Source organism: Vibrio rumoiensis (genome assembly GCF_002218045.2).
GTDB lineage: Bacteria > Pseudomonadota > Gammaproteobacteria > Enterobacterales > Vibrionaceae > Vibrio > Vibrio rumoiensis.
Window position 1 is genome coordinate 1,518,090 of sequence record NZ_AP018685.1, and the last position, 13,205, is coordinate 1,531,294.

General features: G+C 41.9%; 12 protein-coding genes. 5 read left to right on the forward strand and 7 right to left on the reverse strand.

Annotated features, from left to right (window positions below):
* Nucleotides 1-99 precede the first annotated feature (99 nt).
* Both VRUMOI_RS07080 and VRUMOI_RS07085 read right to left on the reverse strand, forming a co-directional pair.
* Nucleotides 100-582 carry a MazG-related protein gene (locus VRUMOI_RS07080; RefSeq protein ID WP_089139834.1) on the reverse strand — a complete coding sequence of 161 codons (483 nt, stop codon included), beginning with the start codon at nt 580-582 and terminating at the stop codon, nt 100-102.
* A gap of 133 nt (nt 583-715) precedes the next feature.
* Nucleotides 716-1,111 (reverse strand): DUF3465 domain-containing protein, encoded by a 396-nt coding sequence (locus VRUMOI_RS07085; protein ID WP_089139833.1) that lies wholly within the window; start codon nt 1,109-1,111, stop codon nt 716-718.
* A 570-nt stretch (nt 1,112-1,681) separates the two neighbouring features.
* Between VRUMOI_RS07085 and sbcB the strand changes: the two genes are divergently transcribed.
* The 5 genes from sbcB (at nt 1,682) to purT (ending at nt 6,762) form a co-directional block, all read left to right on the forward strand.
* Entirely contained in the window at nt 1,682-3,106 is a 1,425-nt protein-coding gene (gene sbcB / locus VRUMOI_RS07090; protein ID WP_089139832.1) for an exodeoxyribonuclease I, read from the forward strand.
* Between the two features lie 96 nt (nt 3,107-3,202).
* Complete coding sequence (locus tag VRUMOI_RS07095; RefSeq protein ID WP_408646268.1) at nt 3,203-3,565, forward strand: CidA/LrgA family protein; 363 nt, start codon at nt 3,203-3,205, stop codon at nt 3,563-3,565.
* 2 nt (nt 3,566-3,567) lie between these two features.
* Nucleotides 3,568-4,254, forward strand: coding sequence for a CidB/LrgB family autolysis modulator (locus tag VRUMOI_RS07100; protein WP_089139830.1), 687 nt, complete (start codon nt 3,568-3,570; stop codon nt 4,252-4,254).
* A gap of 249 nt (nt 4,255-4,503) precedes the next feature.
* Nucleotides 4,504-5,394 (forward strand): cytidine deaminase, encoded by an 891-nt coding sequence (cdd, locus tag VRUMOI_RS07105; RefSeq protein ID WP_089139829.1) that lies wholly within the window; start codon nt 4,504-4,506, stop codon nt 5,392-5,394.
* Between the two features lie 192 nt (nt 5,395-5,586).
* Complete coding sequence (purT, locus tag VRUMOI_RS07110; RefSeq protein ID WP_089139828.1) at nt 5,587-6,762, forward strand: formate-dependent phosphoribosylglycinamide formyltransferase; 1,176 nt, start codon at nt 5,587-5,589, stop codon at nt 6,760-6,762.
* Between the two features lie 49 nt (nt 6,763-6,811).
* Here purT and VRUMOI_RS07115 read toward each other — a convergent pair whose 3' ends face one another.
* From VRUMOI_RS07115 to pheT, 5 genes are all read right to left on the reverse strand, one after another.
* The gene (locus VRUMOI_RS07115; protein WP_089139827.1) at nt 6,812-7,459 is read right to left on the reverse strand and encodes a thiopurine S-methyltransferase; all 648 of its coding nucleotides are present in this window, start codon (nt 7,457-7,459) and stop codon (nt 6,812-6,814) included.
* 80 nt (nt 7,460-7,539) lie between these two features.
* Complete coding sequence (ihfA, locus tag VRUMOI_RS07120) at nt 7,540-7,836, reverse strand: integration host factor subunit alpha (RefSeq protein ID WP_027697326.1); 297 nt, start codon at nt 7,834-7,836, stop codon at nt 7,540-7,542.
* Between the two features lie 535 nt (nt 7,837-8,371).
* Complete coding sequence (locus tag VRUMOI_RS07125) at nt 8,372-9,985, reverse strand: peptide ABC transporter substrate-binding protein (protein ID WP_089139826.1); 1,614 nt, start codon at nt 9,983-9,985, stop codon at nt 8,372-8,374.
* A gap of 184 nt (nt 9,986-10,169) precedes the next feature.
* Complete coding sequence (locus tag VRUMOI_RS07130; protein ID WP_089139825.1) at nt 10,170-10,736, reverse strand: hypothetical protein; 567 nt, start codon at nt 10,734-10,736, stop codon at nt 10,170-10,172.
* Nucleotides 10,737-10,816: 80 nt separating this feature from the next.
* Nucleotides 10,817-13,204 carry a phenylalanine--tRNA ligase subunit beta gene (pheT, locus tag VRUMOI_RS07135; RefSeq protein ID WP_089139824.1) on the reverse strand — a complete coding sequence of 796 codons (2,388 nt, stop codon included), beginning with the start codon at nt 13,202-13,204 and terminating at the stop codon, nt 10,817-10,819.
* Nucleotide 13,205: the final 1 nt, after the last annotated feature.

Consider the following 13,205-nt stretch of genomic DNA (forward strand, 5'->3'; position numbering starts at 1 on the left):
TGAAGCACGCAATACCGATGTAACCGCATACCGCCTTAATCACTAAAACTAACGCATAGTAAAAATGCCACGCGTGCTGAATCACTCTTAAATTGTTTGTTATGGCGCACCACTCAACGTTAGCTCTTGGATGTCAATTTGATCTACTTCCCTACCCAATATCCGCTTGTACTCGACTAAACGATGAATCGGGATAACTGGCAACTCGATACCTTGATAATTTTTAATAACTGATTCTGAAAAGTAGATATCAAACTGGTGCCAAGAGCCATCTTGATGTGATTGTATCTTCGTATGTTCAGACAAACCGACTTCAATTTTTTGATTTTGGTAAACCAATTGGAAATACTCTAAATCCCAACCATATTCGGCATAATGAGTTAACGGCTTGGATATGTATTTTGATACATGCGATAACACTTTGTCTGCGTCTGAATTTCGAATATAAAGATCGATATCTGCGACTTCCCGGCTTCCACCATGAATAGTTGCCGCTAATCCACCTACTATTTGATACTCCACAACCTCTGTATCCAAGATTTCTTTGAGCCACTGCAAGGCTACTTTAACTTTATCACTCATCTAGTTCCCTTAGCTGAATTTTGCCCCGCGCCATAACGCCGCATTAAGGTGTGAGCGGCGCTTGGCTATACTTGAGCGAAGCGAAACTGCCAAGCGTTGCGAATCACTCTTAAATGCTTTGTTATGTGAATTTTTACTCGTACGTCTTACCGTTGTGCTTTAACCAACCGTGCGGGTGTCTATTGTTTGGGTCATGGTGTGTCCAGTGCATAACACCACCTTTTTTATTCCATTCATATTCACCGTAAAACTGAACTCGATCGCCCACTTTTAGGTTTGGAATTCTAGGAGCCAAATCAATATTGTGAGCAAAAAGTAAGGTCTGTTTACTGTCCAGCTTTAAAATAAACTTTTGATGCCTACTTCCTTCGTTGTCATCACGTAGCAAGCGAATTACTGTGCCTGAGCCTTGAACTTGAACATCACTTTGATGATTTTCATATGCTTGTTTTAACTGATGATCATTAGCTTGAGCACCAGTCGAGGCTAGACAAAAGAGTGCTATAAATATAGCTATAAACTTCTTCATATACTCAATTTCTCCAATTCACATAACAGTGTATTAGCAAGAAACACGGATAAACCCGGAGATTTTTTCAACACGTTCACTGCTAATCCATTCATTTATCACCATAAGATACTCTAATGATGGATTTTTAAAAGCAATTAGCCGATTTTATGCAATGTAGAAAGCGAGAACTGGGTTTAGCGAGCCAATGGTTACAGTGATGAACGCGCCATTAACAAAAAATATCATTAATGAACAATTGGTTATGATTTAATTTGATAAGCACTCTCTAGAGAATAGTTCTCGCTTTCACGCTGCGTTTCTTAAAAGCTGAAAAATGGCATTATAACTGTATAAATACACAGAGCTAGATATCCACTTCTATTTGCGCTTTCCAATTAACATGTATTCTGAGAGCGGTGAGATGCGATTCTCGTTTGAGATTCCGTGTTATATGAGACGAAAACATTGCTAAAAATGAACCATGACACCATAGATAAAAACTGGCCTAAAAAACGGGAAGCCATTTCTTTACGTTGTACTTAGGGGTAATATACCGATATTAAAGACAATAACTTTCTGGAAGTTCCCATGAGTAACGAAAACGCCCCAACCTTCTTTTTTCTAGATTATGAAACATGGGGTGTTAGTCCAGCCAAAGATCGACCAAGTCAATTTGCTGGTGTGCGTACCGATATGGACTTTAATATCATCGGCGAGCCTTTGGTGATTTATTGTCAACCACCGAGTGACTATTTACCCTCTCCAGAAGCGGCGTTAATTACCGGCATCAAACCTCAAAAAGCGGTGAAAGATGGCCTACCTGAGCCAGAGTTTATTCGTCGCATCCATAACGAACTTTCGACACCAAATACCATTTCTCTTGGCTACAACAGTATCCGCTTTGATGATGAAGTGACCCGTTATACCCTTTATCGTAACTTTTACGATCCGTATGCGTGGTCATGGCAAAATGGTAATTCTCGCTGGGATTTGCTGGATATTATGCGTACTTGTTATGCATTGCGCCCAGACGGTATTAACTGGCCAGAAAATGAGGAAGGTTTTCCAAGCTTTAAACTAGAACACCTGTCAGTTGCCAATGGTATTGAGCACAGCAACGCGCATGATGCGATGGCGGATGTCATTGCGACCATTGAACTGGCTAAGAAAATCAAACAAGCCCAACCAAAACTGTTCAATTACTTATTAAGCATGCGCCACAAGCGTAAACTCAATGAACTGGTTGATATTGTTAATATGACACCCTTGGTACATGTTTCAGGCATGTTCGGCGTTCAGTGTTCCAATATCAGCTGGATCGTTCCAATGGCGTGGCATCCAACCAATAATAACGCGGTGATTACCGTGAACCTTGCAATGGATCCTACTCCGCTTATCGAACTTGATGCCGAAGCCTTGCATCAACGTTTATACACGAAGCGTGATGATCTGGCTCCTGACGAACTCCCGGTGCCATTAAAGCTGGTTCATTTAAATAAGTGCCCAGTTCTCGCTCCAGCGAAAACCCTCACGGCAGAAAATGCTGAGCGTATTGGCATTGACCGTAAACAATGCTTAGACAATCTCGCGCTTTTAAAATCGCATCCAGAGATCAGAGAAAAACTGATCGCGATTTACAATATCGAACGTGAGTTTGCCGAGGATAATAACGTTGATACTCAGCTCTATAGCGGCTTCTTCTCACCGGCCGATAAGGCAACCATTGATATCATTCGGGAAACGGAACCGGAGAAGCTAGCAGGGTTAGGTTTATCGGTTAAAGATGCTCGCATTGAACCACTTTTGTTCCGATATCGCGCTCGAAACTTCCCGTGGACATTAACCGAATCCGAACAGCAGAAATGGTTGGCGCATTGCCGTGAATACTATGAAAGCAATATCGAAGAATACATGCTTAATCTTGAAAACTTGGCTCATGAACACGAAAGTGATGCGGCCAAAATCGATACTCTCAAAGCCGTTTATCAATATGTAGAATCTTTGGTGTCTTAACTTCCATTATCACAATACCACTGCGCTCTTTTTCACCTTTTATTGAGCGCATCGTATACTCTGTCCCGTTTAGAGGAGCCCGACGTGCTTAAGCAAATGATCAATTACGCTTTATCATTCGCACTTATTATGGTGAGTTTGTGGGCCGGTAATGCCATTCAACACTTTTTCCATTTATCCGTTCCCGGCAGCATTTTGGGGATGTTGATATTATTTGCCCTGCTCGTTTCAGGGCTTGTAAAAGTACAATGGGTAAAGCCCGGTGCACAACTTTTCATTCGCTATATGATCATCTTATTTGTGCCTATCAGTGTTGGGTTAATGGAGCACTTTCCACTTCTTATTGATAACGCATTATCGATTTTTGCTAGCAGTGTGGGTGCTACCACCATCGTCTTAGTTTTACTCGCTTTGGGATTACAAAAAATCCTTACCAATAAACCAAATGAGGAGAAATAAGCATGTGGTTACTGCTTACCTTTGTTGTTTTCTTTTCGGTTCGTTGGTTTGCAAACAAGATTAAAAATCCATTAGCGAATCCGCTTTTACTTAGCATCGTCATTATTATTCCTATTTTAATGGCGCTTGATGTCCCTTATGAGGTGTATTACGCCCAAAACGATTGGATGACATTTCTTTTGCAACCCGCGGTCGTGGCTCTTGCTTATCCTCTATACGAACAATTGCCGCAAATTCGCCAAAACTGGAAAATCATCTTCTTAGCTTGTGGCGTAGGCAGTGCGATGTCGATGCTCACCGCCGGACTTATCGCCGTTGCTTTGCATACCGATCCAACGTTATTAGCCAGTTTGATGGGGAAATCGGTCACTACGCCTATTGCAATGGAAGTCGGTAAAAGCTTAGGGGGCGAGCCTGCGATTGCGGCCATTTTAGTGCTCATTGTCGGCGTATTTGGTTCGGTATTTGCCTACCCTATTTATTCCTTCCTTGGCGTGACTCACCCAATAGCGAAAGGATTAACCATGGGCACGGTGTCACATGCTTTAGGTACGGCAACATGCGCAGAAAAAAATGCCGAAGATGCTGCGTTTAGTTCTTTAGCCTTAGTCACATGCGGCATCATAACCTCGATATTAGCGCCATTATTCTTTGCCTTTTGTCTGTGGGTTGGCGGTATTATTGGATAATCTGTTTTAGCGATAACGCCATTTTAAGGAGCTGATTAGGCTCCTTTTTTTGTTGAAGTAAATAGTTCGGCCTAAGCTTTGCACAAGCAAAATTCGATCTAGGTAGAGTTTTTAATGATTAAGGCTATTCAATAATGAGATCTCACCCCATAATTTGACTTATTGCACAATATAAATGTAACGATTGAATATAATTTCACAAAAAAGGAGCCGTATCGCTCACTTAAACGTGAATTACAAGGAAATCAGATGACTCAACCTATTAATCCAGAATCTGTCGCACACTTACCTACAGAGCTTGCTGATCGTATTGTCTCTCAAATGCAAGCGGCTGATTTCAGCGGCCATTTTTCCGCAACGGTTTATCAAGCATTGCTATCACAGTCAGGCATGACTGATACAGAGTTTAAGCTCGCCTTACTGCCTATTGCCGCGACTCGTGCTTATTGTGAAATTTCTAACTTTCACGTGGGTGCCATTGCAGAAGGTCTATCTGGCAATGTTTACTTTGGGGCAAATATTGAAATTGCTGGCGTGCAATTAAACCAAACGGTTCATGCGGAGCAATCGGCAATCAGCCATGCTTGGATGAAAGGTGAAACCGGACTCAAAGACATCACCATTAACTACACCCCTTGTGGCCACTGCCGTCAATTTATGAACGAATTAAATGGCATTGAAGATCTCTCCATTCAACTTCCAGAGCGTCCTGCTTACCGATTAGCGGAATTATTACCTGAATCATTTGGCCCGAAAGATTTAGGTATTGAAGCTCGATTAATGGATAACCAGCAACATCATTATCAGTTTGACAGCGATAGTGCTGCCATTAATGCTGCGGTGAAGGCTCTCAATAATAGCCACGCGCCTTACAGCAATAACCACAGTGGTGTGGCATTACAAACACAGTCTGGCTCTATTTACTCAGGCAGTTATGCAGAAAATGCGGCATTTAACCCAAGCCTTCCTCCACTACAAGTCGCGATTAATCTCTTGCTATTAGCGGGTGAAGATCTCACCAATATCGAATCCGCGATACTAGCAGAAACGGCAAATGGGACAATCAGTCACTTAGCGGAAACACAATCCACCCTAGAAGCGATTAATCCAGATATTACGATTGAGTATTTATCTCTATAAATAGGTCGTTAAATCATCATAATCGACAAAAAATGCCCGTATGACTTTTTAGATGAAGTTTACGGGCTTTTTAATTGCTTTTACTTATTGCGCAAACGTTTGCTTAACTTTAAAATCACACCAAATAATTACCTAGTGAATATCCCCAAGTCACTGTGGGTATCAAAATAGATCTTCTATAGGAATATAAACATGTTTGGAACGGCGACCTCTTCTTCTGCCACAAAAGTACTTCTACTGGGTTCAGGTGAGCTAGGTAAAGAAGTAGCCATTGAATGCCAGCGTCTAGGCTTAGAAGTCATTGCATTAGATCGTTATGCCAATGCGCCAGCCATGCAAGTCGCACATCGTAGTTATACTGTTGATATGCTTGACGGTGATGCTATTGAAGCGATTCTTGAGCAAGAAAAACCAGATTTCGTTGTGCCAGAAATTGAAGCGATTGCAACGGATAAACTCGTCGAACTTGAGCAAAAAGGCTTAAATGTTGTTCCAACTGCCAATGCCACTAAGCTGACAATGAACCGTGAAGGCATTCGTCGTCTTGCCGCTGAAGAGTTGGAAGTAAAAACGTCGCCTTACCGTTTTTGCGATACTTATGAAGAATTCAAACAAGCAATAGAATTTGTTTCGATGCCTTGTGTGGTAAAACCAATTATGAGTTCGTCCGGTAAAGGCCAAAGCGTAATCAAGACCGAAGCGGATATGGAATCTGCGTGGCAATACGCACAAGAAGGTGGCCGAGCCGGAGCTGGTAGAGTGATTGTGGAAGGCTTTGTCGACTTTGATTATGAAATTACCCTACTCACCGTACGGGCTGTTGATGGTGTGCATTTCTGTGCGCCAATTGGTCACCGACAAGAAGATGGGGATTACCGTGAATCTTGGCAACCACAAGCCATGTCGCAAGCCGCCTTAACGGCCGCAGAGCAAATGGCAGAAAAAGTAGTCAACGCTTTAGGTGGTTATGGCTTATTTGGTGTCGAGCTTTTTGTTAAAGGTGATGAGGTCATTTTCAGTGAGGTATCCCCTCGCCCACACGATACCGGCATGGTAACGTTAATCTCACAAGAGCTATCAGAATTCGCGTTACATGTTCGCGCTTTTACTGGTTTGCCAATTAACGGTATTACTCAATACGGCGCTAGTGCTTCTGCGGTTATTCTCGCGGAAGGCAGTTCACAAGATATGACTTTCACTGGATTACAAGATGCACTTGCGGTACCACAAACTCACATTCGTCTCTTTGGTAAGCCGGATATTGATGGTCGTCGTCGCTTAGGCGTTGCGTTAACACGACGTGACAATATTGAAAGTGCGGTTGCTGATGCCGTTGCAGCTGCAGGAAAAGTTAAAGTCAGTTTTTAGTTGCTCGTTGCTCGAAGAAAGTCATTCCTTCTTCGAGCAATTCACCTTACTAATTTGATTCAATCAACCAAACTTCTTCAGCAAAACGAGACAACCCTTGTTTGATTCTTGGGTGTTCACTATCACCGTCATCTCGATTTAAATGCGTCACCTTATAGCCAGCGAATAAGCTTTTGACTTCTTCTGCAGGTACACTAAATGGTGGCCCTGACATTTCAGATTGTTGGTAATCCAATGTCACTAGTAAAATTTTCCCACCGGGTGCAAGTAACGATTTAATACGCTCAGCGTAAACCACTCGCAATTCAGAAGGTAGCGCAATTAAAGCGGCTCGGTCATAGATACGATCAAATTGTGTCAAGGGCGCAGTGAAGAAGTCCCCTGCATAAATTGATAACTCATCAAACTGATAGAGTTCATGCTGGCCATTGAGCGGTGTCACCATGGGAGTGTAAAAATGCTCAGCAAAAAAAGCACGAACGGCAATATTGCTTAACTCGACGCCAGTAACGTCATTGTGCTTTTGTGCCAACCAAACAAGATCTTCTGTTTTTCCACATAAAGGAACAAGAACAGAGTGATGTTGCTCAGGAGACACGACTTTCCAATATTCAATTAAAAGTGGGTTTACATCTTCTAAGTGAAAACCAATTTTATTTTCTGCCCATTTATTATGCCAAAATTCTTGATCTTGCATGGGGTTCCTTTATTAAAATTTAATAACAAAAAGGCCACCTTTGTAGGGTGACCTTCTTTCTTCCAGTGACTGACGTGTTTTTATTTTTCTATCTTAATATTTTCAACACGAGCTTTCAGTTTTTGCCCTGGTCGGAATGTTACAACACGACGAGCAGAAATTGGAATATCTTCACCAGTTTTAGGGTTTCTTCCTGGCCTTTCACTTTTATCGCGAAGATCAAAGTTACCAAAACCAGACAATTTAACCTGTTCACCATTTTCTAGTGCTTTACGAATTTCTTCAAAAAACACTTCAACAGTATCCTTGGCATCACGTTTACTGTAACCAAGTTTTTCAAACAGGTTTTCAGCCAAATCGGCCTTAGTGAGCGCCATAAAACATCCCTCAATTTATCACTACCATAACGGCAGCATTTATAGCATTAGTACGTAGTTAGCAAGCTTAAAGCTAAGTATAACTTCGAAAGTGTAAGCCAACCTTATGATTTTCGCCAAATTTTTTTGTTTCAAGAGCTTATTTGAAGCAAATATATAAGTTTAAAATATATTACTCTCAAACCAACTGATAGTTTAAAACACTAAAATAACCCAAAAATACAGTTACTCATCAAAAAAAGTATAAAAATTAAAGGGAATCACCCTACTTTAAACTTTTTCATTAAATGGGAAAAATTCATCACTATTTCATATGAAATCAGAAAAAATTACGATATTTCGGTTAACAATCCCAATAAAAGCAAACTGTTATAGTGGTTAGACCTCACCTCTATAATGACTTTAATTAAAATCAACGTCATTCAATTAGACCGAATATATCCAATTTTTATTCCTTCATTTTTCAATTTTTTTGGATGAAGTTACCCGTTGTTAATGAGCTTACTCTTCCTTCAAAAAGTAAGCTCAACTTCCATTACTTCGTAATATAAAGATCACGGGTATAGCGGCGATCAGAAGCGTTATCACGACTGTAACCACCGACGTGAGTATTTTTTAATACTGAACGAGTATAAAAATACACCGGAATAGCCGGCATATCATTGGCAAAAATTTTCTCTGCTTTTTGATATAACTTTTCTCGCTCTCCTTCTGTCTTCACTGAAGACGCTTGTTTTAAAGCGGCGTCATAATCAGCATTACTCCAACCGCCATAGTTCAAACCGGCAGAATCAAAGTATGACAAAAAGGTTGACGCTTCATTGTAATCGCCAATCCAAGCATAACGCGCGACAGAAAAGTTTTTCGACGATAGCGTTTGTAAAAATGTTTTCCATTCTTGGTTTGCAATCTCAACTTGCGCCCCTAAGTTTTTCTTCCACATTGAAGCCATCACAATAGCCAGTTTTTTATGAGCTTCACTGGTGTTGTATTCCAAATCAAATTTAAGTGGGTGAGACTCATCAAAACCGGCTTCTTTCAATAACTCTTTTGCTTTTTGGTTACGCTCTTGCTGTGACATTTCAGCCCATTCAAGTTTCGGTACATCAAAACCGGCTACTGCTGGCGGTGTATTGGAATAAGCAGGTAATTGCCCTTGGCCTAAAATTCGTTTTACCACCACATCGCGATCAATCGAATAGGCTAAGGCTTTGCGCACACGAGGATCATCAAACGGTGGCTTATTAAGGTTAAACAGGTAGTAATATGTCCCCAAAGACGGCATGGTCAGCAGTTCATCCGGGCGTTCTTTTTTAATGGTTTGGTATAGTTCAAGCGGAACGACATTAGTAATATCAATTTCGCCGGTTCGGAAACGGTTATATTCGGCATTAACATCTGAGATTGGCAAATAAGTTACTTTGTTAATGACGGTTTCGCTATCATTCCAGTAGTTTTTATTGCGCTCTAGTACAACCTTTTCGTTGATAACCCAATCAGACAATTTATAAGCGCCGCTCACGACGATATTTTCCGGTTTAGTCCAACTGTCTTTATATTGCTTTATGACTTTTTCCGGTAAGGCAAAGGTACTTTCATGAGCAAGCATCTTGGTAAAATACGGAACTGGCTTTGTTAAATTGATTTGCAACGTTTTATCATCAAGTGCTTTTACTCCGAGGCTATCGGCAGGCTTCTCACCTTTGGTAATGGCATCGGCATTAACAATATTGGCCATCGAGACATACCAAGAGTATGGTGCACCTGTTTTAGGATCGACAATACGATGTAAAGCAAAAACAAAATCACTGGCGGTAATGGGCTCTCCATTTGACCAATTAGCGTCGCGTAAATGAAACGTATATTGGGTACCATCATCGGAAATATCCCAACTCTTTGCTAGCGCAGGAATAATATTACCGTGTAAATCTTCCGTCACTAATCCTTCGAACATATCCGCAATAACTCGTGAACTTGCGGTATCGGACGACATAGTAGGATCAAGCGTTGGAACTTCATCACCATTGCCTCGAACTAACTCTTGTTTATTGGCCAGTTCAACATTATCTGGCACTTGTGCAGCCATAGCGGAGACCGAGAACACTGCACTGAAAGCCAATGCAATAGTCGATTTTTTAAATGTGTGCATCTGTTTATATTTCCTTATTATTGTGAATATGCATCCTGCTGAATACAGTTGTATTCCATTGCACTTATGAACTTAACTTGCTCATAAGTATTACATTTACCGAAATTTCATTGACATTTCTATGCCCACAGACGAAAAAACCGCCAATAATGACGGTTTTATTGCAAAACTTGAAGTAGAACGATCAATCTTGAATGCTTTCTACTAATCCTTGGCTATTAAAAAGAATATTCATTTTATTAAAGCGATTTTTCCAATAAACCCAAGTATTCAAATCTGTCGTTGGTGTCACATGCGCGGGTGGATAACCAATCGCATTTAGAACACCTTGTTTGGTCATACCTTCATACACTCGCCCTTCTTTAATTCCTTTTTGATCAACGGTATTTAGATTAGAGAGTGTTGGGCAGGTGGTTCCAAAATCTCTCACAATACCTGACTGAAAATCTCCCGTCGTCTTATGCCAAACATACATATATTCCAAACCCGTTTCAGCCACTTTGAATGTCATGACATTACTATTCGCTTCAATGATATCTACTTTTGTACAACGAGGAATAAATCCATCTTGAAGGTAGTTTAACGTGAAAAGTTTCTTCCTTGCGGCATCTGGATGAAGATTGACTTGAGTGTATACCGTTTGATTAGTCGAGACTAAATCCACATTATCAGCCGTCATGACATCTAATTTAGAAGAACAGCCGGACAAAATGACTAGGCCTACGATTCCCATCATGATTTTCTTCTGCATACACTCTCCAATTTGATAAAAAAAATCCGCTCCTCCTAATATAAGAGAAGCGGACTGAATATACTCAATGAAGAGTCACATTAATCGCGTAATGTCGCACCAAATTGTTCAGTTAGTGCAGCAACAATCGCATCAACCGAAGCGGCAATATCTGCATCTTCTAGTGTACGTTCTGTTGATTGTAGGCTAAGCGCGATAGCAAGGCTCTTATTGCCTTCTTCTACACCTTTGCCACGGTACACATCAAACAGTTTCGCACCGGTCAGTAGTTCGCCACCATTTGCAAGACAAGCGTTAACAATGTCACCACTCGCCACTTCTTCTTTCACCACAACCGCAATATCACGGCGGTTTGCAGGGAATTTAGATAGGCTGACTGCTTCAGGAATAACGCGGCTATCAATTGCAGACCATTCGATTTCAAATACGATCGTGCGGCCATTTAAGCCAAACTTACGTTCAAGCTCTGGGTGAACTGTGCCGATCACACCCACTGGCTCGCCATTCACAACGATTGCAGCAGATTGACCCGGGTGAAGCGCTGGATGGCTTACAGGTTCAAAACTGTACGATTTCTCATTTGATGTCAGTTCAAGAATTGCTTCTAAATCGCCTTTAAGATCAAAGAAATCAACGGTGTTGGTTTCAATATCCCAATGCTCTTCAGAACGAGTTCCAGCGATCACGCCCGCAAGCATAGGCTCTTGACGCATACCGTTTTCTGCTGATTCACAAGGAATAAAACGTAAACCGTATTCGAATAAACGAACACGTGGCTGTTGACGTTTTTGGTTATGAACTACGGTATTTAATAGACCTTGGATCAAGCCCAAACGCATTGCCGACATTTCCACTGAAATTGGGAATGGCAAAATTAATGGTTCAACATCCGGTACGATTAGCTTTTGTTGCTCAGGTTCTACGAAGCTGTAGGTAATCGCCTCTTGGAAACCACGGTCAACGAGTAAGTTACGAACGCGTTTAAGAGGTAAATTCGCCTCAACGTGATCGTTCATGCTTAATGCTGCAATTGGCGCTTGATTTGGGATGTTGTCGTAACCGTAGATACGACCCACTTCTTCAATCAAATCTTGCTCAATCGCAATATCAAAACGCCATGTCGGAGCAATGGCTGTCCAACCTTCATTGGTTGATTCTACCGTCATGCCTAGACGCTCTAAGATCTCAACGACATCGCTATCTGCAATGTGGTGGCCTAATAGATTATCTAGCTTAGTACGACGTAGCGCCACTTTATTTGGTTTAGGTAAATCGGCTTCAGATTCAACCGTAACTACAGGTGCGACTTCACCGCCACAGATTCCAACCAATAGTGCGGTTGCACGCTCCATTGCGCTTAGTTGCAGTGCGTAATCCACACCACGCTCAAAACGCATAGAAGAATCCGTATGTAAACCGTAAGAACGAGCACGGCCACGGATATGATCCGGTGCAAAGAAGGCACATTCTAATAATACGTCTTTAGTTTCAGTAGTAACGCCAGACTCTTCACCGCCAAAGATACCCGCAATCGCCAAAGCTTTAGTGTGGTCAGCCACCACTAAAGTATCCGCGTTTAATTTTGCTTCGGTGCCATCAAGCAGAGTCAATTTTTCATCTTGCTCAGCTAAGCGCACCACAATACCGCCGTCAATCTTAGCCAGATCAAATGCGTGCATCGGTTGACCCTGCTCTAATAGAACAAAGTTAGTGATATCAACCACAGGATCGATAGAACGAATGCCGCAACGACGCAGTTTTTCTTGCATCCAAAGTGGCGTTTGAGCTGTCACGTTCACGTTCTTAACCACACGGCCAAGGTAACGAGGACAGGCTGCTGATGCTTTTACTTCAATAGAGATCGTATCGTCAATAGATGGCATTACGGCTTCTGAGCTTGGTGCAGTTACGTCGGCGCGGTTTAATACCCCTACTTCACGAGCCATACCGCGTACGCTGAAACAGTCTGCGCGGTTTGCCGTTAGGTCAACGTCGATGGTTACATCATTTAGACCTAGGAATTCACGGAAATCAGTGCCGATCGCCGCATCTTCAGCCAATTCCATGATGCCATCTGATTCAACATCAATGCCAAGTTCAGTAAATGAACACAGCATACCGTGTGATGGTTGACCACGTAGTTTTGCTTTTTTAATTTTGAAATCGCCCGGAAGTACCGCACCTACCGTTGCAACCGCAACTTTTAAGCCTTGACGGCAGTTTGGTGCACCACAAACGATGTCTAGTAATTCTTCTTCGCCCACATCCACTTTAGTGACGCGTAATTTGTCCGCGTCTGGATGTTGACCACATTCCACGACTTTACCCACTTTTACGCCAGTAAAGCTGCCAGCAACAGGAAGTACGTCATCGACTTCTAGGCCGGCCATTGTAATTTGGTGAGTCAATTCATCAGTCGTAACGGCTGGGTTAACCCACTCACGAAGCCATGATTCGTTGAATTTCATT

Bases quoted from the DNA above. Each gene is read 5' to 3' on its own strand.
- VRUMOI_RS07115 (WP_089139827.1), bottom strand. From the start codon at position 7,459: ATGCAAGATCAAGAATTTTGGCATAATAAATGGGCAGAAAATAAAATT.
- ihfA (WP_027697326.1), bottom strand. From the start codon at position 7,836: ATGGCGCTCACTAAGGCCGATTTGGCTGAAAACCTGTTTGAAAAACTT.
- VRUMOI_RS07130 (WP_089139825.1), bottom strand. From the start codon at position 10,736: ATGCAGAAGAAAATCATGATGGGAATCGTAGGCCTAGTCATTTTGTCC.
- pheT (WP_089139824.1), bottom strand. From the start codon at position 13,204: ATGAAATTCAACGAATCATGGCTTCGTGAGTGGGTTAACCCAGCCGTT.
- VRUMOI_RS07080 (WP_089139834.1), bottom strand. From the start codon at position 582: ATGAGTGATAAAGTTAAAGTAGCCTTGCAGTGGCTCAAAGAAATCTTG.
- purT (WP_089139828.1), top strand. From the start codon at position 5,587: ATGTTTGGAACGGCGACCTCTTCTTCTGCCACAAAAGTACTTCTACTG.
- VRUMOI_RS07085 (WP_089139833.1), bottom strand. From the start codon at position 1,111: ATGAAGAAGTTTATAGCTATATTTATAGCACTCTTTTGTCTAGCCTCG.
- VRUMOI_RS07100 (WP_089139830.1), top strand. From the start codon at position 3,568: ATGTGGTTACTGCTTACCTTTGTTGTTTTCTTTTCGGTTCGTTGGTTT.
- cdd (WP_089139829.1), top strand. From the start codon at position 4,504: ATGACTCAACCTATTAATCCAGAATCTGTCGCACACTTACCTACAGAG.
- sbcB (WP_089139832.1), top strand. From the start codon at position 1,682: ATGAGTAACGAAAACGCCCCAACCTTCTTTTTTCTAGATTATGAAACA.
- VRUMOI_RS07125 (WP_089139826.1), bottom strand. From the start codon at position 9,985: ATGCACACATTTAAAAAATCGACTATTGCATTGGCTTTCAGTGCAGTG.
- VRUMOI_RS07095 (WP_408646268.1), top strand. From the start codon at position 3,203: ATGATCAATTACGCTTTATCATTCGCACTTATTATGGTGAGTTTGTGG.